Raw genomic sequence first — 21,014 nt, forward strand, 5'->3', positions numbered from 1 at the left:
GCGACCTCCTACTGGTCGTTGCCGTTGCCGTTGTTGCCGTCCGGCCAGGCCGGAACGCTCGGCGTGGTCGGGGTCGGAGTCGGGGTCGGAGTCGGCGTCGGAGTCGGGGTGGGAGTCGGCGTCGGAGTCGGGGTGGGAGTCGGAGTGGGCTCCGGCGCCGTGGGCGTCGGGTCCGGGGTGGGAGTCGGGGACGGCTTGTCCTGCTTGGACTGCTTCGGCTCCTCGACCTTCGGCTCCTTCTTCTTCTCCGGCTCCGGCTTCGGCGTGTACGTCGGGAGCGGGGCGTGCCCGTCGGAGGGCGGCTCGCCGTCCATCCAGGCAGGCTCGGGGAAGTCCTCGACCTCGACACCGTCCATCGCCCGGCCCATCACCGCGGCCCAGGTGGACCCGGGGTACCCCGAGCCGTAGTACGACGGCAGCCAGCCGTCCAGCGCCTCCGAACCCTTGCCGCGCACGTACATGACCGTGGTGGCCAACTGCGGGGTGTACCCGGCGAACCAGGCCGAGGAGACATCGCCGTTGTCGTTGGTCGCGGTCCCGGTCTTGGCGGCGACCGGTCGCCCGATCTCGGTGGCCGGGCTGCCGGTGCCCTCGGTGGCGGTCTGCTGCAGCGCGTAGGAGACGTCCGCCGCGACGTCGGTGCTCTCCTCGCCGAAGGCGGGGGTGGTGGTGTCCTTGTGGGCGTACTTCACCTCGCCGTCGGCACCGGTGACCTTCTCGATCACGTGCACGTCGGCGCGCTCGCCGTCGTTGGCGATGGTGGCGTAGGCGTTGGCCAGGTTGATCGGGCTGATCACGGCGTTGCCGAGGGTCAGCAGGAAGTTGTCGGGGTTGAAGTCGGCGTTGGAGGTCGCCGGGATGCCGCCGTACCGCTTGTTCTCCTTGGCGCCGGGGATCCCCGCGGCCCGGGCGGCGTCGTAGATCGCCTGCGGGCCGTCGTCCATCGCGTCGGTCATGTCGACGAACGCGGTGTTGATGGAGTTCTCCATCGAGGTGATCGGGGTGACCTGGGAGCCGTAGTCGGACCCGAGCCCCTCGCCCTGGTTCTCGACGGTGACCCCGCCGATCTCGAAGGGCGAGTTGCCCTCGAAGGTGTCCTTGAGGGAGAAGCCCTGCTCCAGGGCCGCGGCCAGGGTGAACGGCTTCATCGTCGAACCGACCATGCCGCCGGCCACGGCCCAGTTGATCTGGGAGTCGACGTAGTCCTGGCCGGCGTAGAAACCGCGCAGGGCGCCGGTGCCGGGCTCGACGCTGGCCACGCCGATGTGCAGGTTCTTGTCGCCGAAGCCCTCGGGGCGCTCCTCGAGCACACCCTCCTCGGCCGCCTTCATCACCGACTTGTCGAAGGTGGTGGTGACCCGCAGGCCCCCGCCTTGGATCTCCTCCTCGGAGAAGCCCAGGTCCTTCAGCTCGTCCTCGACCATGGCCAGCATGTGACCGGTCTGACCACCGAGGGAGTTCTCCGTCTTCTCCGCGGGGAACACGGGCAGCTTCTTGGACGCCTTGGCCGCCTTCTCCTCGCTCACGTAGCCGAGGTCGGCCATGCCGTCCAGGGTGTACTGGTAGCGCCCCTTGAGCGCCTTCCGGTTGTCCTTGCCGTTGCCCGGGTCGAACCTGGTCGGGTTGTTGATCACCGAGGCCAGCGCTGCGCTCTCGCGCAGGTCGAGGTCGGCGGCGTCCTTGCCGAAGTAGGCCTGCGAGGCCGCCTGGACGCCGTACGCGCCCCGCCCGAAGTAGATCGTGTTGAGGTACCCCTCCAGGATCTCGTCCTTGCTCTTGCTGCTCTGCAGTTTGAGCGAGAGCAGGGCCTCCTTGGCCTTGCGCTTGTAGCTCTGCTCCTGGGTGAGGTAGAAGATCTTGACGTACTGCTGGGTGATGGTCGAGGCGCCCTGGGTCGAGTTGCCGCTGGCGTTGGAGAACGCCGCCCGCGCGATCCCCTTGGGGTCGATTCCCTTGTTGGTCCAGAAGGTGCGGTCCTCGGCCGAGACCACCGCATCGGTCAGGGTGTCGGGCATCTCGGAGAGCGGGATCGACTCCCGGTTCTGCTCCGCGAAGTGACCGACCTCCTCCTTGCCGTTGTCGTAGTAGACGAACGTGGTCTGGGTCTCGAAGTCCTTGTTGGGGTCAGGGATCTCGGTCCGCTGGTAGGCGACCGCCACCAGCGCGACCCCGACGAGTGCCAGCACGAGGCCGACCAGGGTGCCCCATTTGAACAGACCACGCACCCGGCGGCCGAAGGTCTTCGGCGCCTTCTGGGCAGGCTGCTTCCTCGGGTTGCTCGCCCGGCGTTTGCCTCTGCTCGACGTACCACTCACGTATCGGACTCCGTCACTCGGGGGAAGGCCGCCCACGAGAGTACGCAACCCGAGGGGGTGTCACCGATTCCTCGGCGACCCCCGCCCTGCCGCGTTCCGGGTGTTCCTGAGGGTGGTCACAAGGGGCGCTGAGAGACGTCTGAGGGGCGATTGGGCCAGGACCGATCCATCCACGATTCGCAACGCCCGGATATATCGCTACGATATGTCTCATGGCACGACGCGGGGAGACCATCGAGCTGGCGGTCCTGGGGCTGCTGCACGAGGGGCCCATGCACGGCTACGAGCTGCGCAAGCGGCTCAACCTCATGCTCGGCTGGGGGCGGGTGCTTTCCTACGGCTCGCTCTACCCCACGCTGAAGAAGATGCTGCGCACCCACCTCATCGAGGAGTCGACCGCCCCGGTCGCCTCGGTGAGCAAACGGCACCGCATCGTCTATCAGCTGACCGACGTCGGTGATCTCGAGTTCGAACGCCTGATGACCGAAGTGGGTCCGACCGCCTGGGAGGACGACAACTTCGGCATCCGATTCGCCTTCTTCGGTCGCACCGACATGGAGATCCGGCTCCGGGTGCTCGAAGGGCGGCGCAGCCGGCTGCAGGAGCGGCTCGCCCGCGTGCAGCAGCAGCTCGAGATGACCCAGGCCGAGGTCGACCAGTACGCCGCCGAGCTCCAGCGCCACGGCGTGGAGTCGGTGGAGCGGGAGGTCCGATGGCTCTCCGAGCTCATCGACGCCGAGCGGGACCGCGCTCACACCCAGGGAGCCGTGAGTCCGCGACTTCATACAGATCAGTCATCACCAGTGACCCGAGGAGAGGAGCCCTGATGGGTTCGGTTCGCGTAGCGATTGCGGGAGTCGGCAACTGCGCCAGCTCCCTTGTTCAGGGCGTCGAGTACTACCGGGACGCTGACCCGGCCACCACGGTGCCCGGTCTGATGCACGTCACCTTCGGTGACTACCACGTCGGCGACGTCGAGTTCGTCGCCGCCTTCGACGTCGACGACCAGAAGGTCGGCAAGGACCTCTCCGAGGCCATCAACGCCTCGGAGAACAACACCATCAAGATCGCCGACGTGCCCACGCTCGGCGTCGAGGTGCAGCGTGGCCCCACCCACGACGGGCTGGGCCGCTACTACCGCGAGACGATCAACGAGTCCGCCGCCGACCCGGTCGACGTCGTCTCGGTGCTCAAGGAGCGCCAGGTCGACGTCCTGGTCTCCTACCTCCCGGTGGGCTCGGAGGAGGCCGACAAGTTCTACGCCCAGTGCGCGATCGACGCGGGCGTCGCCTTCGTCAACGCGCTTCCGGTCTTCATCGCCTCCGACCCCGAGTGGGCCAAGAAGTTCGAGGACGCCGGCGTCCCGATCATCGGCGACGACATCAAGAGCCAGGTCGGTGCCACCATCACCCACCGCGTGATGGCGAAGCTCTTCGAGGACCGCGGCGTGGCCCTCGACCGCACCTACCAGCTCAACGTCGGCGGCAACATGGACTTCAAGAACATGCTGGAGCGCGACCGGCTCGAGTCCAAGAAGGTCTCCAAGACCCAGGCTGTCACCTCCAACCTGCGCGGTGAGCTGGCCGACAAGATCGACGACAAGAACGTCCACATCGGCCCCTCGGACTACGTCCAGTGGCTCGACGACCGCAAGTGGGCCTACGTGCGCCTGGAGGGTCGCGCGTTCGGCGACGTGCCCCTCAATCTCGAATACAAGCTCGAGGTCTGGGACTCCCCCAACAGCGCCGGCATCATCATCGACGCCGTCCGCGCCGCCAAGATCGCCAAGGACCGCGGCATCAGCGGCCCGATCATCCCCGCCTCGGCCTACCTCATGAAGTCCCCGCCGGTGCAGATCGAGGACACCGAGGGCCGTCGGCTCCTGGAGCAGTTCATCGCCGGAGAGTGACCCCCGGGTCCTCGACCCGACCGCAGCACCGACCACACCTGGGGCCGGCCTCCCTGACGGGGGCCGGCCCTCGGCGTCCCCACCCCACGTCACCTTCCTCGGCCGCGCGGGTGTGGTTGGCTGCTGGTCGTGGACGTGAGCATCGACCCCGAGGACGGCGCGCCGCCGTATGAGCAGATCCGTCGCCAGATCGAGGCCCGGATCACCTCGGGCGACCTTCCCGTCGGGGAGCGACTCCCGCCGGTACGCCGGCTCGCCGACACTCTCGCCGTGGCCAACGGCACCGTGGCTCGCGCCTACCGCGAACTGGAGCAGGCCGGGCTGATCGAGACCCGCGGCCGCGCCGGCACCCTCGTGGCCGGCCCTCTCCAGCGACGGGCCGGACAACTGCTCGCCGAGGCTGCGGCGTACGTCGAGCGGGCCCGGCTCCTCGGCGCCTCCGACAGCGAGATCGTCGCGAACGTGGGGACGGTGCTCGACGCCGAGTAGCACCGAGCCGCGAGACTCGCCGGACCCAGCGGGGTCAGGCCGCGCGGTTGCCGGACACGCCGCCCTCCGCCTCGACCTTGAGCCGGCCGAGGGTTTCCCGCATGCCCGCGAGCATCTCGGCGGAGAAGGGTTCCTGACCGCCCAGAGCGATCCTGACCAGGGTGCGGGAGACCAGCGAGGTGCCCTCAGGGGTCTCCCGCCGCTGGGTGACCCGGGTGCCGGTCTCGGTGGGGGTCAGCTCGAAGGACCAGATCGAGTGGTTCTCGGCGATCCGGAAGGCGAAGTCGCGGTGAGGGGTGAAGCGCACCACCCGGGCGTTGGTCGGCCAGTGCTTCCAGCCCTGGCGATTGAGGTTGAGGAACCGGGTGCCGCGCCGCAGCGGGCCGCCGAACACCACCGTCCTCACGACCTGGGGGCTCCACGACGACATCCTGGTGACGTCGGTGATCATCGCCCACACTGCGTCCTGGGGAGCCTCGATCTCGATGCTCGCCTCGAGCAGGGAGCCGGTCGCGTCGTTCTTCTCGCTCATGCGAGGAACCTACCCACCGGTCTGCGGCCGGGTCGATCGATCGCACCTCCCCCGGTCCTCCGACCCGGGCAGGGTCGGAGGCCGTCAGATCCCAAGGTGGGCCGAGGAGGTCTCAGCCCCGGCGCTCGGCCCACCACGCGAGCAGGGCGGTGCGGGCCTCGTCCTCGCTCATCGGGCCCTTGTCGATCCGCAGCTCGAGAAGGTGCTTGTACGCCGCCCCGACCTCGCGACCCGGCGGGAGCTCGAGCACCTCCATGATCTGATTGCCGTCCAGCGCGGGGCGGAGCGAGGCGAGCTCCTCCTCCTCGGAGAGCCGCCCGATCCGCTCCTCGAGGGCGTCGTAGGTGGCGGCCAGGCGGGCGGCCTTGCGCTTGTTGCGGGTGGTGCAATCCGCGCGGGTGAGGATGTGGAGTCGGTCCAGCTGGTCACCGGCGTCGCGGACGTAGCGTCGTACGGCGGAGTCGGTCCACTCGCCGGTGCCGTAGCCGTGGAAGCGGAGGTGCAGCTCCACGAGGTGCGCCACCGCGTCGATCTCGTCGTTGCTGAACTTGAGCGCCTTCATCCGCTTACGGGTGAGCTTGGCGCCGACCACGTCGTGGTGGTGGAAGGTGACGCTGCCGTCGTCGAGGAAACGCCTGGTCTTGGGCTTGCCCACGTCGTGCATCAGCGCGGCGAAGCGAGCAACGAAGTCGGGGCCGCCGCCCTCCAGACGATCCTCCAGGTCGATCGCCTGCTCCAGGACGGTGAGCGTGTGCTGGTAGACGTCCTTGTGTCGGTGATGCTCGTCGCGCTCGGCGACCAGACGTGAGAGTTCTGGCAGGACCCGATCGGCCAGCCCGGTCTCGACCAGCAGGGTGAGCCCGCGCCGGGGGTACGGCGCGCAGACCAGCTTGACCAGCTCGTCACGGACGCGCTCGGCGGAGATGATCTCGATCCGGTCGGCCATCGCGGTCATCGCGGCGACCACCTCGGGAGCGACGTCGAAGCCGAGCTGAGCGGCGAACCGCGCGGCACGCATCATCCGGAGCGGGTCGTCGGAGAAGGAGTCCTCCGGTGCTCCGGGGGTGCGCAGCACCTGCTGGGCCAGGTCGACCACCCCGCCGTACGGATCCTCGACCTGACGGCCGGGGACCCGTACAGCCATCGCGTTGACGGTGAAGTCGCGACGGCCGAGGTCGCCGGCCAGGGAGTCGCCGAAGTCGACATCGGGCTTGCGGGAGGCGGGGTCGTAGGTCTCGGAACGGTACGTCGTCACCTCGACCTGCCAGGGCCCCTTCCGGCAGCCGATCGTGCCGAAGGCGCGCCCCATGTCCCAGGTCGCCTCACCCCACCGGGCGAGGATCGCCTCGGTGTCGTCGGGTCGGGCGGAGGTGGTGAAGTCCAGGTCGTTGTGCCGCCGCCCGAGCATCGCGTCCCGCACCGGACCACCCACCAGGCAGAGCTCGTGCCCGGCCGCTTCGAACAGGGCACCGAGCTCGTCGATCACCGGCGCGATCCTGTCCAGTTCCCGGGTCACCGCCTGCTGCACCTCCACGATGCGGGGCTGCGGCGCGGCGGGTGCGGGCTCGGTGCTGGGGGCGTCTGACACGGTGGGACAGTCTAAGCCTGGACCTGCCGAACGGCGGCGTCGTGAGCGGCACCGGGCCGGCAGGTCGGCGGGCCTAGAGCCCAGCGCCGCCGACGCACCCGGATGAGCCGCGCGGTCGGCGACGATCGGGAGATCCGGGCTCGGGCCGGCCGAGCGGGTCGGTCGTCATCGAGCGGGCGAGGGCGGATCGCCTCCCGGCGGGCAGGTCCTGGTCCACGGGCGGGACCACCCCGACCGATATCCTCATCGCCATGCCTTCTCCCCGGTCGCTGTCGCGCGCCCTCGTGCGACCGGCCGGAAGATCGGCCGTGGCGCTCGTGCTGGCGCTGCTGGTGGCCGCGTCGTTCCTCGCCGTCCCCGCGCCGGCCCGGGCGACCGGGACCGCCTCGACGACCGCATCCTCCGCCGGATCGGCCGCCGCACCGACCGCCGCACCGACAAGAGCGGCGAGCACGGCGTCCGGCGCACCGGCCGGGAACTCCGCCCAGCAGGAGGAGGCCACCCCGCTCTCGGTCACGATCGGCTCGATCAGCCCGAGCAGCGTTCCCCAGAGCGGTCCGCTCAGCCTGACCGGGACGGTGACCAACACCGACGAGGAGGCCTGGGAGGACGTCCGGGTCTACGCCTTCGTCGGCGACACCCCCATGACCAGCTCCGCCGAGCTCGCCGAGGCGGCGGCCACCGACCCCGAGGCGTACGTCGCCGACCGGATCACCAGCGAGGGCACCTACGCCACGCTCCCGCGCATCGAGCCCGGTGCGACGGTGAACTACCACCTCTCCATCCCGCACCGCGATCTCCCCACGACCGAGGGCGTCTACTGGTTCGGCACCCACGCCCTGGGCGACAACGACGACCCGGAGCTCGGGCCCCGCGCCGACGGACGCGCCCGCACCTTCCTGACCGTGATCGACCGCCCCGCGGCACGCGAGGACGTGCCGACCTCCTTCGTCATCCCCCTCCGGCGCCGGGTGGTCCGGGCCGAGGACGGCCGGGTCGGCCAGGTCTCCGGGTGGACGCGCTCGCTCAGCGCGGGCGGCAGGCTGCGCGAACTGGTCGACACCGCGCTGGCCGCGGGCACCCTCCCGGTCGACTGGCTGGTCGATCCCGCCGTCCTGGACGCCGTCCACCAGCTCGCCGCCGGCAACCCCCCGCGTGACGCCGTACCCGCGACGGACGAGGACGGCGAGGACCCACCCGACGACTCCACAGACGGCACCAGCACCGCACCCTCACCCTCGGCGGCCGCCACGCCCGAGGACCCCGAGGAGGCGGAGGCACTGGCCCAAGCCGCCGAGGCGGCCACCGACTGGCTCGACCTTTTCGACACCGCCCGCGCCGGCAACGGAGTGCTCGCGCTGCCCTACGGCGACCCCGATCTGCCGGCCGTGGCAGCGCACGAGTCCGAGCTGTACGACGAGGCGCGGGAGCGGGGCGCGGCCCTGCTCGCCGAGTGGGGCATCACCGCCACCCCGGTGGATGCGCCGCTGGGCGGGTACGCCGACAAGGCGGCCCTGGAGCTGGGCTCACCGGACACCCCCATGATCCTGTCCGATCGGGCCTTCGCCAGCGCGTTCGGCAGCGTCGTGCCCGCGGCGGTGCAGACCGACAGCCGCCGGGTGCTGACCAGCTCCTCCGGCGCGGCCGCGGGCGGGCCGGAGCCGGAGCCGACCGACACGGGGGTGCCGTTGCGGCAGCGGATCATCGCCGAGGCCGGCGTCCGGGCGATCACCGCCGCGCAGGGTGGCGACCCGGTGCAGCCGCTGCTGGTGAGCATGCCGGCGGACTGGGACCCTGCGGAGAGTTCGGGTCTGTTCGCCGGCCTGGAACAACCCTGGCTCACCGTGTCCGCCGTCGGCGGGGCACTCAGTCTGCTCCCGGCCGAGACCGCTCCGAGTCAGCCGGCCTACCCCGACTCCGAGAAGGAGGCCGAGCTCTCCACCGGCCAACTCCGCGACGTGGTGGACCTCGACACGACCGGGCCCACCCTCCAGCGGGTGCTCTCGCATGAGCAGATCGCCACCCGGGTGCGGGACGAGGCGCTCACCGGGGCGTCGTACCAGGCTCGCGATGGTCGCGGTGGGCCCACTCGTCGCAGTCTCGAGTACGTCGAGGACCAGCTCGGCTCGATCGTCGTCGCCGCCAACCGGGTGACCCTGTCCAGCGCCTCCGGCGCCTTCCCGGTGACGGTGATGAACGACCTCGATCAGCCGGTGACGGTCACGCTCGAGACCAGTTCCGACACCGGGATCAGCGTCGCCCCGACCGATCCGGTGGAGGTGCCCGGGCGGGGACGCACCACCGTGCTGCTCGAGGCCCATGCCGAGCGCAACGGCCTGCACACGGTGTCGGTCGCGGTCACCGACACCGAGGGCGTCCAACTCGGCTCGACGACGACGGTCGCCATCCGGGCCGCCGAGGTGAGCGCGGTGATCTGGGTCTTCCTCGGGGTCGGCGCCGCCCTCCTGTTCGGTGCGATCGCGGTCCGCCTGGTCCGCCGGGTGCGCCGCCGGAGCAGCGACACGCCGCCCGAGGCTCACGCCGGGGCCGCCCCCGGCAGCGACCCCCAGCCGGTCGAGCCGGTCGACACCTCCGCCGTACCCGATGATCCGGATCCCGCGGAGACCAAGCCAGACCAGGAACACCCCCGAGCAGAAGGCCCCGTATGACCCCGTCCGAGCCGGCCACCTCCCCCGATCAGCACGGGCGACGCTCGGTCCTCAACTCCAGCGCCGTGATGGCCGCTGGCACGCTCGTGTCCCGCTTCAGCGGCTACTTCCGCGGCATCCTGCTGGCCGCGGCGCTGGGCAATGCGATCCACGCCGACGTGTTCACGATCGCCAACACGATCCCCAACATGCTCTACATCCTGCTGGCCGGCGGTGTGGTCAACGCCGTCCTGGTCCCGCAACTGGTGCGCGCCGCCAAGGCGGACGTCGACGGTGGCGATGCGTACACCAGCCGGGTGATCACCCTGGTGGGCGGCTTCCTGCTGCTGGTGACGGTGCTCCTGGTCGTGTTCGCGCCCCAGGTGATGGGGATCTTCCTCGACCCGAACTGGCCGGCGCAGGCCCGTGACTCGGCGGTCGACCTCGCCCGCTTCTGCCTCCCGCAGGTGTTCTTCTACGGCATGTTCGTGCTGGTCGGGCAGGTGCTCAACGCGCGCGGCCGGTTCGGCCCGATGATGTGGGCACCGATCGCGAACAACGTCATCTCGATCGGCGTCCTGGTCCTCTACCTGGTCGTGTTCGGCCCCGCCGACTCGGGTGCGGTGGGCTACACCACCGATCAGGAGCTCCTGCTCGGTATCGGCTCGACCCTCGGCATCGTCGCGCAGTTCCTGGTCCTGGTGCCTTATCTGCGCGCCGCCGGCGTGATCTACCGGCCCCGGTTCGACTTCCGGGACGCCGGTCTGGGCCACACCCTGCGGCTGGGGGTGTGGACCCTCCTGTTCGTGATCGCCAACCAGGTCGCCTACGCCGTGATCGTGCGGCTCTCCTCCAGCGGCACCGCCGCAGGATCGCCGGACGGCACCGGCTACACCATCTACTCCCAGGCCTTCCTGATCATCATGGTCCCGCACGCGGTGGTGACCGTCAGCCTGGCCACCGCGATCCTGCCCCGGCTCTCCGCCCAGGCCGCCGACGGCAATCGACCGGCGATGGCGGCGACCCTCGCGCCCACTCTGCGGACCGCCCTCGCGGTGATCGTGCCGTTCGCCGCCCTGCTGCCGGTCTTCGCCCATCCGCTCGCCCGGCTGCTGTGGGGGTACGGCGCGGCCCAGGACACCTATGACAACTACGTACCGACGCTGTCCCTCTTCGGACCGGCGCTGGTGCTGTTCACCATCCATTACCTGATGCTCCGCGGCTTCTATGCGCTGGAGCAGAACCGCACCGTGTTCTTCATCCAGGTCGCGGTCGCGGTCACCAACATCGTGGCCGCCACCGCCCTGGTACGGGCCACCGACGACAAGATGACCGCGCCGGCGCTGGTGATCGGCTACACCCTCGCCTATGCGGTGGGGGCCCTGCTCTCCAGCGCAGTCCTCCGCGCCCGCCTCGGCGGCCTCCAGATCCCCGCCACGCTCGGCTTCCTGGGGAGGCTGCTGGTCGCGGTGGCGGTCTCGACCGCGGCGGCGTACCTCGTCGCCAGGCTGCTGGCGCCGTGGGCGGACGACCACACCGGTGTTGCCGGCGCCTTCACCCAGGTGCTCACCATCGGGGTGGTGGACGTGGTCGTCTTCCTCGCGATGGCGGCCCTGCTGCGGCTGCGCGAGGTGACCGAGGTGCTGGCGCTGGTCACCTCCCGGGTACGCCGATGAGCGGCTCGAGTCCACATCACCACGGCTCCGCCGGCGCTCACGTCGGCTGGCTAGCATGTCCCGGGGATGGAGGTGGCGCGCAGTATGGATTCGAACCGGCCAGGTGACGTCTTGAACCAGCGCTACCGTCTCGACGACCTGTTGCACGAGTTCACCGCCGGCGGCACCGCGCCCGGACGCTTCTGGCGCGGCCAGGACCTCGTGCTCTCCCGCCCCGTGGCGATCCACGTGATCGGCTCCGACGACGCCCGGGCGCCCGCCCTGATGGCGGCCGCCCGACGTTCCGCGACGGTGCCGGATGCGCGGATCCTGCGGGTGCTCGACGCGGTCACCGACGAGGAGATCAGCTACGTCGTCAACGAGTGGAGCCGTGGCATCTCCCTCGACGATCTGGTCGCCGCGCGCGGCCCGCTCTCCCCACGCCGGGCCGCCTACCTCGCCGCGGAGGTCGCCGAGGTCCTCGCCGCCGCCCACTCCCGCAACCTCGCCCACGGCCGGCTGATCCCGGAGAACGTCATGGTCGACGAGTCGGGCGCGGTCCGGCTGATCGGCTTCGCCGTGGACGCGGCCCTCTACGAACTGCCCGACGACGATCTCGACCACGATCTCGCCGACCTCGGCGGCATCCTCTACTGCGCCCTCACCGGGCGCTGGACCGGACGCTCCGAGTCGGGCGTGCCCCGGCCCCCCGAACACCACGGCCACCTGATGCGCCCGCGCCAGGTCCGCGCCGGCGTACCCGGTGCGCTCGACGACCTGTGCATGAGCGTCCTCCGGCCGGCGTCCGGTGCGAGTTCGCCGCCCGCTCGGGAGATCCACCAGGTGCTCACCGGGTTCGTCGGCGACCCCACCGGCATGCCCGACGCGCTGTTGCGCCATGACGACGACACCAGCGGGTCGGCCACCCAGGCGATCCCACTGCCCCTCGACGGCGGGTCGTGGGCGGCCGAGACGATGGCGGTCCCGGCGGTCGAAGAACCTCCGCCGCCCACCCAGGCCGACATCCCCACCCAGGCCGGCATGCCCGCGGTCGATGACACCGGCGAGGACGGCGTCCCGTGGTTCAGCCCCCGCTCGGAGAAGGCGCCGCCGCCCCCGCCGCTGGAACCGCCGCCGGAGAAGCCGCTGTTCGCCCCCGATCCTCCGAAGGGCGAGCCCGTACGCCGCAGCCGCACCGGCTCCCAGGAGGCCGTCACCGGGTCGACCGGGGCGGTGCCTCCCGTGCTGCCCGCGGCCGCGCCGCCGCCCGAGCCGTCCGGGAAGCCCGGGCGGGGCTGGCTCACCCTGGCCATCGGGATCGCGGCGGTCGTGATCTTGCTGGTCGGGGTCGTGATGGCCTACAACATCGGGCGCGGTCAGGGTCTGCTCGGTCGCGACGACGACCCCGACGACGCGGCCTCACCCTCGGCCGAGGCGAAGCCGCAGGTGGTGCGGCGTACCGTCGCCGACGACCTCGACCCCGAGGGTGACCCGCCCTCGGAGAGCGGCGACATCGTCGGGCTGGCCGTCGACGGCGACCCCAACACCAGTTGGCGCACCCAGACCTACCTCCAGCAGTTCGGCCCGGGAGGCCTCAAGTTCGGGGTCGGTCTGGTCATCGACCTGCGCCAGGTCTACGACGTCGCCACCGTCGAGGTGACCTTCGACGGCGAACCCAACGGGCTGGAGGTCTACGTCACGCCCGACAAGCCGGACGACGTCGAAGGGCTGACCCCCGCGGCCACCACCCGGGCCGGTGCCCAGGCCTCCGTCGATCTGGGGGGCGCCCAGGGTCGCTACGTCACCGTGTGGCTGACCAGCCTGCCGCAGGTCAGCGACGGGTACCGGGCCGAGATCGCCGAGGTCCGGGTCCTCGGGGTCCGCAGCTGACCGGACCGGGAACGTACGCGGATGACGGCCCGGTCCGAGGAACCCGACGACAAGGAGCTGTTGGCCGCCCACGTCGCCGGTGACCGGGACGCCTTCGGTGTCCTCGTCGCTCGGCACCGCAACCGCCTGTGGGCGGTGGCGCTGCGCACCCTCGGCAACCCCGAGGACGCCGCCGACGGCCTCCAGGACGGCCTGATCGCCGCGTTCCGGCGCGCCGGCACCTATCGCGGGGAGTCGGCGGTGACCACCTGGCTGCACCGGGTGGTCGTCAACGCCTGCCTCGATCGCGCCCGGGCGGCCGGCGTCCGACGTACCGAGCCGCTGCCCGAGGACCCCGACCGCCCCGGCAGCTACGGCCGCCCCTCCCCGGTTACGGAGCAGGACTCGCCGCAGGCGCACGCGGAGATGGTCGAGCGGCGTACCCGCGTGCTCACGGCGCTGGAGCAGCTCCCCGTCGACCAGCGAGCCGCCCTGGTGCTGGTCGACATGGAGGGCTACTCCGTGGCCGAGACCGCGGCCATCCTGGACTGTGCCGAGGGAACGGTGAAGTCCCGCTGCGCCCGCGGCCGCCGGCGCCTCGCCGACCTGCTCGCCGACCTGCTGGTCGGCACCGCGCCGGGCGCCCCGGACGCCGCCCGGAACCCGCCGGCCCCGCGCCGCGTCCCACCCACGGACCCCGCCCGCGGACCACCGCCGACCGGCTGAGCACGGTGGGCGGGTTCCGCCCGCGCCGGCCACCGCGCCACCCCACCTCGAGAACCGACCACCCATCACCGCAGACACCGGAGGAGGAGAGATGCCGCAGGATCCAGCCGAGGAACAGATCCGCCGTCTCCTCGCCGACGCGCGCCACGACGACCCCATGCCCGAGGACGTCGTGGCGCGGATCGAGGACACCCTCGCCCGGCTCCAGGCCGAGCGGGAGGCCGCAGGGGATGCCGGCACACCCACCGACCCAGACACCGCAGCACACACCGACCCAGCCACCGCCCCAGCCGCCCGACGGGACACGGACCCAGTCACCGGACGGGACGCCGACCCGGACACCGGGTGGAGCAGCGGCCAGGACGACCGCAACGGGTCCGAGGTCGATCCCGACGGCAGGAACGGCATCGACGAACTGGCGCTGCGCCGTCGTCGGCGTACGCGCACCTGGCTGGCCGCGGCTGCCGCTGTCGTGGCGGTGGGGGTCGGCGGCACCGCCGTGATCGACCAGCTCGGTCCGGTCGACAGCGGGTCGGACGGCGCCGGCTCCGTCGAATCCGTCCCCGACGAGCAGGGTCCCGCCGCCGAGAACCGGGCGGAGCGGGGCAAGGATCCGGCCGACTCCGGTGGCACCAGCGACCTCGACGCCGCCTACGCCTCCTACGGCGCCCCCACCGTGGCCGCCGACACCCTCGCGGCGGACGCCGCCCGCGTGGCTGAGCTCCGCACCAAACCGGGCACCGGCGGTGGGGCCGAGTTCGGCGCGACCTTCCCCTGCGCGCCCGCTGACTGGGGCACGGGCACGCTCCAGCCGGTCAGCTACCAGGGAGCACCTGCGGTGCTCGTCCTCCGGCCTCCACAGGACGGCACCCGCTCGATCCAGCTCCTGGCCTGTGGCACGGCCGAGGTACTTCAGGAGACGACTTTCCCCGCCCCGTGAGCCACCCCGTGGAAACACCCCGGTGAGCCATCCTGTGGAACCACGCCTGGAATCGCCCAGGCAGCCGCCCCATGTAGCGGCCCCATGTAGCGGCCCCATGTAGCGGCCCCCTGGAACCGCCCAAGGAGCCGTCCCCCTGGGACCGCCACGGGGAACGGAGTGACGCCGTGGCCGCCACGGCCGTGCCGGGCGGCAGGCCCGTCCAGCGATGCTCGCGAAGACGGGCCCGGGAATGTCGGTCACCTAAGATCGGTTGGGTCGGTGCCGGCTCGACCCGCCTGGCACCTCATCTGACCGACCCGAGGAGAAGCAGCGCATGTCCGAGGCCACGACCGAGCCCCGCAACGTCATCATCATCGGCTCTGGCCCCTCGGGGTACACCGCCGCCGTCTACGCCGCGCGCGCCGACCTGAAGCCGCTCGTCTTCGAGGGCTCGGTCACCGCCGGCGGTGCCCTGATGAACACCACCGAGGTGGAGAACTTCCCGGGCTTCCGCGACGGCATCATGGGTCCGGCCCTGATGGACGAGATGCGCGCCCAGGCGGAGCGTTTCGGTGCCGAGCTGGTCGCCGACGACATCGTCGAGGTCGACCTCACCGGCGAGATCAAGGTGGTCAAGACCGTCACCGACACCTACACCGCCCAGGCGGTCATCCTCGCCACCGGTTCGGGCTACCGCAAGATCGGGCTCGAGGGCGAGGACACCCTGTCCGGGCGCGGTGTCTCCTACTGCGCGACCTGCGACGGGTTCTTCTTCCGCGACCAGCACATCGCCGTCGTCGGTGGCGGCGACTCGGCGGTCGAGGAGGCCCTGTTCCTCACCAAGTTCGGCTCCAAGGTCTCCCTGCTCGTCCGTCGGGACGAGATGCGCGCCTCCAAGATCATGCAGCAGCGCGCCCTCGCCGAGCCCAAGCTGGAGATCGAGTGGAACACCGTGGTCAACTCGATCAACGGTGGGGAGAAGCTCGAGAGTCTCACGCTCCAGGACACCATCACCGGGGAGACCCGTGAGATGCCCGCCACCGGTCTGTTCGTGGCGATCGGCCACGAGCCCCGCTCCGAGCTCCTGGGCGGTCAGGTCGATCTCGACCCCGAGGGCTACGTGCTCACCCAGCCCGGTTCCACCGCCACCAACCTGGCCGGCGTGTTCGCTGCCGGCGATCTGGTCGACCACACCTATCGGCAGGCGATCACCGCCGCCGGCAGCGGGTGCGAGGCCGCCATCGACACCGAGCGCTTCCTGGCTCAGCGTGCCCACGACCGGGCCCAGGCCGCCCTCACCGGCGTCTGATCTCCACCCGTCCGCGGGGAACAGAACGCCCCCCTGCGGCGTTCACACCCCAGTCCCTCCCGATGAAAGGCTGATCCGTGGCTGACAACATCTCCGCCGTCACCGACTCCGAGTTCGAGTCCACTGTGCTCAAGTCCGACAAGCCGGTCCTGGTGGACTTCTGGGCCGAGTGGTGCGGCCCGTGCAAGCAGGTCGCTCCGATCCTCGACGAGATCGCCGGCCAGCACGGCGACCAGATCACCTTCGTGAAGATGAACGTCGACGAGAACCCCGTCACCCCGGCCTCCTACAAGGTCACCGGCATCCCGACGATCAACGTCTACCAGGGCGGCGAGGTCGTGAAGACCATCGTCGGTGCCCGCCCGAAGGCGACCCTGCTCAAGGAGCTCGCCGACTTCATCGGCTGAGGTCTCCTGCCGCCCTCGCGGCGCGCCGAGCCTGTACGACGGGGCCCCGATCCGCATGGATCGGGGCCCTGTCACATCCCCCCGCTCCGGGGCGAGCGGGTGGTGTCCGGGGTGGCGGGCACCTTACGCGGCCGCACCGCCCCCAGCAGACGCTCCACGGCCGCCTCCACCTCGTCCCGCCAGCGTGCCGTGCCGCGCAGATCCATCCGCATCCGTGGGGCCGTCGGATGTGCACGGTGGGTCTTGAACCCGACATGCGCCAGGAATTCCGCCGGGGCACCGCAGCGCGACCCATGCACGGCGCTGATCGGTCCCTGGTCGCCGTAGGCCTCGACCGCGCGGAAGCCGCGCTGGATGAGGTCGCTGGCCATCCCCTGGATCAGCAACCGGCCGAGTCCACCTCCGGTATGGGCCGGCGCCACCCAGATCGTGGTCAGGAGGACCGCATCCGGTGAGACCGGATATGTCGGGTACGCCGCCGCGCCCGCCACGAACGACTCCGGCGCGTACAGCACGAAACCGACCGGTCGGTCGTCGACCCGGACGACCCGGCCACACGAGCCCCACTCGCGTAGGACGTGTCCGATCCAGGCCTCCTTGACCTCCGTCCGATCCGCCGGCTCGACCGCAGCTCGGCGTACCGGGTCGAGCTCCCAGAACAGGCAGGTACGGCACGGCGCCTCCACCTCGGCCAGCCGGTCCAGTGTGAGAGCCACCACACGTCGGGACATCGCCACGCTCCTGTGCCGCACCACTCGCTCACCAGGCGCCCACCTGATGGCCCCCGGGTGTGCGTCATCGGTCCTCATCATTCATGCTAGAGGGATCATGGAGAAGCAGCCCGCTCGCAGCACAAGTCGTCTCGATCCCTACGTCGACCGTTACGCTGCGCGCACGGCCGGGATGACCGCCTCCGAGATCCGAGCGCTCTTCGCCGTCGCCTCTCGCCCCGAGGTGGTCTCCCTGGCCGGCGGCATGCCCAACATCTCCGGTCTCCCCCTCGACGTGGTGGGGGGTGCGATCAGCGACCTCGTGCACGAGCATGGGCCGGTCGCCATGCAGTACGGCTCCGGCCAAGGTGTCCCCGAGCTCCGTGAGCAGATCACCGACGTAATGCGGTTGCAGGGGATCGAAGCGGACGCCGCCGACGTCGTCGTCACGGTCGGCTCACAGCAGGCCGTCGACCTGGTCACCCGGATCTTCTGCGACCCCGGCGACGTCGTGCTCTGTGAGGCGCCGTCCTACGTCGGTGCGCTGGGTGTGTTCCGCAGCTACCAGGCGGACGTTGTGCACGTGGAGATGGACTCCGACGGCCTGATCCCGGAGATGCTCGAGCAGGCGATCACCGCCACGAAGGCGGCCGGGCGCACCATCAAGTTCCTCTACACGATCCCCAACTTCCACAACCCCGCCGGCATCACGCTCTCCGCCGAGCGGCGCCCGCGGATCCTGGAGATCTGTCGCCGTGAGGGGATCCTGATCCTCGAGGACGACCCCTACGGCCTGCTGGGCTTCGACAGCGAGCCGCCGCGCGCCCTGCGTGCCGACTCCCCCGACGGAGTCATCTACCTGGGTTCGTTCTCCAAGACCTTCGCGCCGGGCTTCCGTGTCGGCTGGGCGCTGGCTCCGGCGTCGGTCCGGGAGAAGCTGGTGCTCGCCCAGGAGTCGGCCACGCTGTGTCCGCCGCAGTTCAGCCAGATGGCCATCTCGGCGTACCTCTCCAATCACGATTGGGAGGGTCAGATCAAGGCCTTCCGAGAGATGTACCGCGAGCGGCGCGACGCCATGATCGGCGCCCTGGACGACCTGATGCCGGCGGCGTGCCAGTGGAACGTGCCCACCGGTGGCTTCTACGTCTGGCTCACCCTCCCCCCTGGCATCAACGCCAAGGCGATGCTGCCGCGTGCGGTCACCGCGCGAGTGGCCTACGTGCCTGGCACCGCCTTCTTCGCCGACGGCTACGGCACCTCCTCAATGCGCCTCTCCTTCTGCTACCCCACCCCGGAAAACATCCGCGAGGGAGTACGACGGCTCGCCGGCGTCATCGAGGCCGAGATGGAGCTGCACCAGACCTTCGGCACCGACACCGCCTCCATCCCGGTCATCCGGACCAAGGACTACGACGGGCCGGGCACGGACGTGCGCTGACTGTCCTCCACGACGAGCAGGACGGGCCCCGACCATCACGGTCGGGGCCCGTCCTGTTTCACGTGAATCCTCGGCCCACCCGCTGCGCCGAATGACAGGGCCGCTGCGCTCAGCCCCCCGCGACCAGTCGCGCAACCACAACCGCCCGACCGTAGATCCGGAGAAGATTCGGATCCTCGGTCTGCCCGAATCCCGCACACGCGGCCTGCTCGGAGCGTGAAATTGAAGCGAACCGGACTTCATGCCATGCGCTACGAAACGCTCAGAACGTCTCCTGACGAATAAATCGAATCTCGTTCTGTTTCAGAAGGTGTGCCGCACGCCGGCTCTCGGCGCCAGTACACGACCGATTCTCGACACCGCCACAGGAACGTTGTCAGTCTCCAACCGGGGCCGCGCCGGTGGAAGTCGTCACCCGAGGTGCGCGCTAGCCTCGCACAAGTCCGTTAAAAGTCGACAAAGCGACCTAATGACTTGTCGCTGTCTCAGATCGGGCGGTCGTGCCGGTTCCGCGGGTCCATGATGTCGACGATCCTCTGGAGATCCTCCAGGGTCGCGAAGTCCACGGTGATCCTGCCCTTGGAGCGGCCCATGTCCACCTTTACCCGGGTGTCCAGACGATCACTGAGACGCTCCGAGAACTCACCCAGACCAGACGCGGCCTGGCGGGCGGCAGGGGCCCGCCGCGGCTTCTCCTCGCGCTCGTCCTCCCCCAGCGCCACGATCTCCTCCAGGGCGCGGACGCTGATGCCCTCGTTCACCACCCGCTGGGCCAGGTGCTCCTGCCTCTCGGGGTCGGCGATCGCGAGCAGAGACCTCGCATGGCCGGCCGACAACACGCCGGCAGCGACCCGTCGCTGCACCGGAGCACTGAGGCGGAGCAGCCGGATCATGTTGCTGATCTGGGGGCGTGACCGCCCGATCCTGGTGGCGAGCTCCTCGTGGGTGCACTCGAAGTCCTCCAGGAGCTGCTGATAGGCCGAGGCCTCCTCGAGAGGGTTCAGCTGACTGCGGTGGAGATTCTCCAGCAACGCGTCGCGCAGCATGGCGGTGTCGTCGGTCTCCCGGACGATCGCCGGGATAACCTCCAATCCGGCCTCCTGAGTGGCGCGCCAACGCCGCTCACCCATCACCAACTGATAGGTGTCCCCACCGGTGGGCCGAACGACAACCGGCTGGAGAAGACCCACCTCACGGATCGAGCTGACCAGCTCCGACATCGCCTCCTCGTCGAAGACCTGACGCGGCTGTGCCGAGTTCGGGCGGATCTGACCGACCGGGATCTCTGTGAAGTAGGCACCGTTCACCGGCGCCAGGCCGTCCCCACCCGTGGGCTCCGGCCCGGGGACCGCCGCCACCTCTTGGTGGCGGTGCGAGGCGCCGAGGGGTGCGGAGTCAGCGTCCCGCGCAGGATCGTTCCACGTGAAACGTGCCCCCGCACCTGACCCGGACGAGGCACCAACTGCCTCTGGCTCGCCGGACGCGGGTGCCGGAACGGTCGGCGTGGGCGGGGGAGCCGTTGGGATCAACGAACCCAGGCCTCGACCGAGACCGCGTCTGGGTGCAGGTCGGGAGTTGCTCACGCCTCAGTTCCCTTCACCGCCGGCACACCGAAGGTGCCGTGCCGAACGATCTCCTGAGCCGCCTGAAGATAGCTCAGGGCGCCCGGGGAGCCCGGATCGTAGGTCATCACCGTCTGACCGTACGACGGCGCCTCAGAAACCCGCACAGAGCGCGGAATGTGGGTCCGCAGCACCTGATCCCCGAAGTGGGCCTTGACCTCTTCCGCCACCCCCGCCGCGAGGCGCGTACGAGCGTCGTACATCGTGATCAGGATGGTCGAGACCGAGATCGTGGGATTGAGGTGTGCCTGGACCATCTCCACCGTCTTCAGCAGCTGACCGAGTCCCTCCAGGGCGTAGTACTCCGCCTGGATCGGAATCAGCACCTCAGCACCCGCAACGAGGGCGTTGATGGTCAGCAGACCGAGCGACGGAGGGCAGTCGACAAGGACATAGTCCCAGCGGTCCTCACCGGAGCCGGTCTCGCCCACCCGTGGGTCGGCGGCAAGGGCCTTCTGCAGCCTGCTCTCCCGCGCAACGACGCTGACCAGCTCGATCTCCGCGCCGGCCAGATCGATCGTCGCGGGTACGACGTCGAGACCGGGCACCTCCGGACTGGGCACCAGCACGTCGTCAAGCGCGGCTCCCTCGACCAGCACCTCATACGTACCCGGGGTGCCCTGATGATGTTCGACAGATAGGGCCGTCGAGGCGTTTCCCTGGGGATCGAGGTCGATGACGAGCACCCGTTGACCCAGCTGGGCCAGGGCTGCCGCGACGTTGACTGTGGAGGTGGTCTTCCCGACCCCGCCCTTCTGGTTCGCGACCACCATCACCCGGGTCGTGGACGGTCGGGGGAGCGGAGGCCGCATCGCAGCACCCTGTCGCGCCAACAGCGTGTGCTCCGCGGCGCGGGCCAGTGGAGTGCCCTCGTC

General features: G+C 70.4%; 17 protein-coding genes. 11 read left to right on the forward strand and 6 right to left on the reverse strand.

The genetic code is table 11. The features are described from left to right. Window positions 1–8: 8 nt before the first annotated feature. The gene (locus G515_RS20590; protein ID WP_157571062.1) at window positions 9–2,315 is read right to left on the reverse strand and encodes a transglycosylase domain-containing protein; all 2,307 of its coding nucleotides are present in this window, start codon (window positions 2,313–2,315) and stop codon (window positions 9–11) included. A 212-nt stretch (window positions 2,316–2,527) separates the two neighbouring features. Here G515_RS20590 and G515_RS20595 point away from each other — a divergent pair, with 212 nt between their 5' ends. The 3 genes from G515_RS20595 (at window position 2,528) to G515_RS0109590 (ending at window position 4,713) form a co-directional block, all read left to right on the forward strand. Then, window positions 2,528–3,142: a PadR family transcriptional regulator gene (locus G515_RS20595; RefSeq protein WP_084653391.1), complete on the forward strand. Its 615-nt coding sequence runs from the start codon at window positions 2,528–2,530 to the stop codon at window positions 3,140–3,142. Then, complete coding sequence (locus G515_RS0109585; RefSeq protein WP_028659963.1) at window positions 3,142–4,224, forward strand: inositol-3-phosphate synthase; 1,083 nt, start codon at window positions 3,142–3,144, stop codon at window positions 4,222–4,224. Before G515_RS20595 ends, G515_RS0109585 begins: the two co-directional genes overlap by 1 nt. Window positions 4,225–4,353: 129 nt before the next feature. Then, window positions 4,354–4,713, forward strand: a complete 360-nt coding sequence (locus G515_RS0109590; RefSeq protein ID WP_028659964.1) for a GntR family transcriptional regulator — start codon at window positions 4,354–4,356, stop codon at window positions 4,711–4,713. A gap of 34 nt (window positions 4,714–4,747) precedes the next feature. On the opposite strand, the gene G515_RS0109595 is transcribed toward G515_RS0109590, so the two are convergent. Beyond that, a complete protein-coding gene (locus tag G515_RS0109595; protein WP_028659965.1) occupies window positions 4,748–5,245 on the reverse strand; it encodes an SRPBCC family protein in 498 nt (165 codons plus the stop codon). 112 nt (window positions 5,246–5,357) lie between these two features. Continuing rightward, complete coding sequence (locus tag G515_RS0109600; RefSeq protein WP_425411230.1) at window positions 5,358–6,779, reverse strand: CCA tRNA nucleotidyltransferase; 1,422 nt, start codon at window positions 6,777–6,779, stop codon at window positions 5,358–5,360. A 362-nt stretch (window positions 6,780–7,141) separates the two neighbouring features. Here G515_RS0109600 and G515_RS0109605 point away from each other — a divergent pair, with 362 nt between their 5' ends. The 7 genes from G515_RS0109605 (at window position 7,142) to trxA (ending at window position 16,369) form a co-directional block, all read left to right on the forward strand. Then, window positions 7,142–9,502, forward strand: coding sequence for a DUF6049 family protein (locus tag G515_RS0109605; protein WP_028659967.1), 2,361 nt, complete (start codon window positions 7,142–7,144; stop codon window positions 9,500–9,502). After that, the gene (murJ, locus tag G515_RS0109610) at window positions 9,499–11,157 is read left to right on the forward strand and encodes a murein biosynthesis integral membrane protein MurJ (RefSeq protein WP_028659968.1); all 1,659 of its coding nucleotides are present in this window, start codon (window positions 9,499–9,501) and stop codon (window positions 11,155–11,157) included. Before G515_RS0109605 ends, murJ begins: the two co-directional genes overlap by 4 nt. 111 nt (window positions 11,158–11,268) lie before the next feature. Next, window positions 11,269–13,026 (forward strand): protein kinase domain-containing protein, encoded by a 1,758-nt coding sequence (locus G515_RS0109615; RefSeq protein ID WP_036555175.1) that lies wholly within the window; start codon window positions 11,269–11,271, stop codon window positions 13,024–13,026. A gap of 21 nt (window positions 13,027–13,047) precedes the next feature. Continuing rightward, window positions 13,048–13,731 carry an RNA polymerase sigma factor SigM gene (gene sigM / locus G515_RS20600; RefSeq protein ID WP_036555177.1) on the forward strand — a complete coding sequence of 228 codons (684 nt, stop codon included), beginning with the start codon at window positions 13,048–13,050 and terminating at the stop codon, window positions 13,729–13,731. Between the two features lie 91 nt (window positions 13,732–13,822). Then, window positions 13,823–14,671, forward strand: coding sequence for a hypothetical protein (locus G515_RS0109625; RefSeq protein ID WP_028659970.1), 849 nt, complete (start codon window positions 13,823–13,825; stop codon window positions 14,669–14,671). 316 nt (window positions 14,672–14,987) lie between these two features. Next, window positions 14,988–15,962 carry a thioredoxin-disulfide reductase gene (gene trxB / locus G515_RS0109630; RefSeq protein WP_028659971.1) on the forward strand — a complete coding sequence of 325 codons (975 nt, stop codon included), beginning with the start codon at window positions 14,988–14,990 and terminating at the stop codon, window positions 15,960–15,962. 77 nt (window positions 15,963–16,039) lie between these two features. Continuing rightward, window positions 16,040–16,369: a thioredoxin gene (trxA, locus tag G515_RS0109635; RefSeq protein ID WP_028659972.1), complete on the forward strand. Its 330-nt coding sequence runs from the start codon at window positions 16,040–16,042 to the stop codon at window positions 16,367–16,369. A 71-nt stretch (window positions 16,370–16,440) separates the two neighbouring features. Here trxA and G515_RS0109640 read toward each other — a convergent pair whose 3' ends face one another. After that, window positions 16,441–17,100, reverse strand: a complete 660-nt coding sequence (locus G515_RS0109640) for a GNAT family N-acetyltransferase (protein ID WP_028659973.1) — start codon at window positions 17,098–17,100, stop codon at window positions 16,441–16,443. 97 nt (window positions 17,101–17,197) lie between these two features. Here G515_RS0109640 and G515_RS0109645 point away from each other — a divergent pair, with 97 nt between their 5' ends. Further along, a complete protein-coding gene (locus G515_RS0109645; protein ID WP_028659974.1) occupies window positions 17,198–18,517 on the forward strand; it encodes an aminotransferase-like domain-containing protein in 1,320 nt (439 codons plus the stop codon). A gap of 485 nt (window positions 18,518–19,002) precedes the next feature. On the opposite strand, the gene G515_RS0109650 is transcribed toward G515_RS0109645, so the two are convergent. Both G515_RS0109650 and G515_RS20605 read right to left on the reverse strand, forming a co-directional pair. Continuing rightward, window positions 19,003–20,100, reverse strand: a complete 1,098-nt coding sequence (locus tag G515_RS0109650; RefSeq protein WP_028659975.1) for a ParB/RepB/Spo0J family partition protein — start codon at window positions 20,098–20,100, stop codon at window positions 19,003–19,005. Further along, the gene (locus tag G515_RS20605) at window positions 20,097–20,951 is read right to left on the reverse strand and encodes a ParA family protein (protein ID WP_157571064.1); all 855 of its coding nucleotides are present in this window, start codon (window positions 20,949–20,951) and stop codon (window positions 20,097–20,099) included. The genes G515_RS0109650 and G515_RS20605 overlap by 4 nt, the downstream gene beginning before the upstream one ends. Between the last annotated feature and the right edge of the window lie 63 nt (window positions 20,952–21,014).

The sequence above is a fragment of the Nocardioides insulae DSM 17944 genome, from assembly GCF_000422825.1.
GTDB classification, from domain to species: domain Bacteria; phylum Actinomycetota; class Actinomycetes; order Propionibacteriales; family Nocardioidaceae; genus Nocardioides; species Nocardioides insulae.

What these genes read in the sequence shown, in the direction of transcription:
- trxB (WP_028659971.1), top strand. Translation starts at nt 14,988, where the DNA reads ATGTCCGAGGCCACGACCGAGCCCCGCAACGTCATCATCATCGGCTCT.
- G515_RS0109585 (WP_028659963.1), top strand. Translation starts at nt 3,142, where the DNA reads ATGGGTTCGGTTCGCGTAGCGATTGCGGGAGTCGGCAACTGCGCCAGC.
- murJ (WP_028659968.1), top strand. Translation starts at nt 9,499, where the DNA reads ATGACCCCGTCCGAGCCGGCCACCTCCCCCGATCAGCACGGGCGACGC.
- sigM (WP_036555177.1), top strand. Translation starts at nt 13,048, where the DNA reads ATGACGGCCCGGTCCGAGGAACCCGACGACAAGGAGCTGTTGGCCGCC.
- G515_RS0109640 (WP_028659973.1), bottom strand. Translation starts at nt 17,100, where the DNA reads ATGTCCCGACGTGTGGTGGCTCTCACACTGGACCGGCTGGCCGAGGTG.
- G515_RS0109595 (WP_028659965.1), bottom strand. Translation starts at nt 5,245, where the DNA reads ATGAGCGAGAAGAACGACGCGACCGGCTCCCTGCTCGAGGCGAGCATC.
- G515_RS20595 (WP_084653391.1), top strand. Translation starts at nt 2,528, where the DNA reads ATGGCACGACGCGGGGAGACCATCGAGCTGGCGGTCCTGGGGCTGCTG.
- G515_RS20605 (WP_157571064.1), bottom strand. Translation starts at nt 20,951, where the DNA reads ATGCGGCCTCCGCTCCCCCGACCGTCCACGACCCGGGTGATGGTGGTC.
- G515_RS0109645 (WP_028659974.1), top strand. Translation starts at nt 17,198, where the DNA reads ATGGAGAAGCAGCCCGCTCGCAGCACAAGTCGTCTCGATCCCTACGTC.
- G515_RS0109625 (WP_028659970.1), top strand. Translation starts at nt 13,823, where the DNA reads ATGCCGCAGGATCCAGCCGAGGAACAGATCCGCCGTCTCCTCGCCGAC.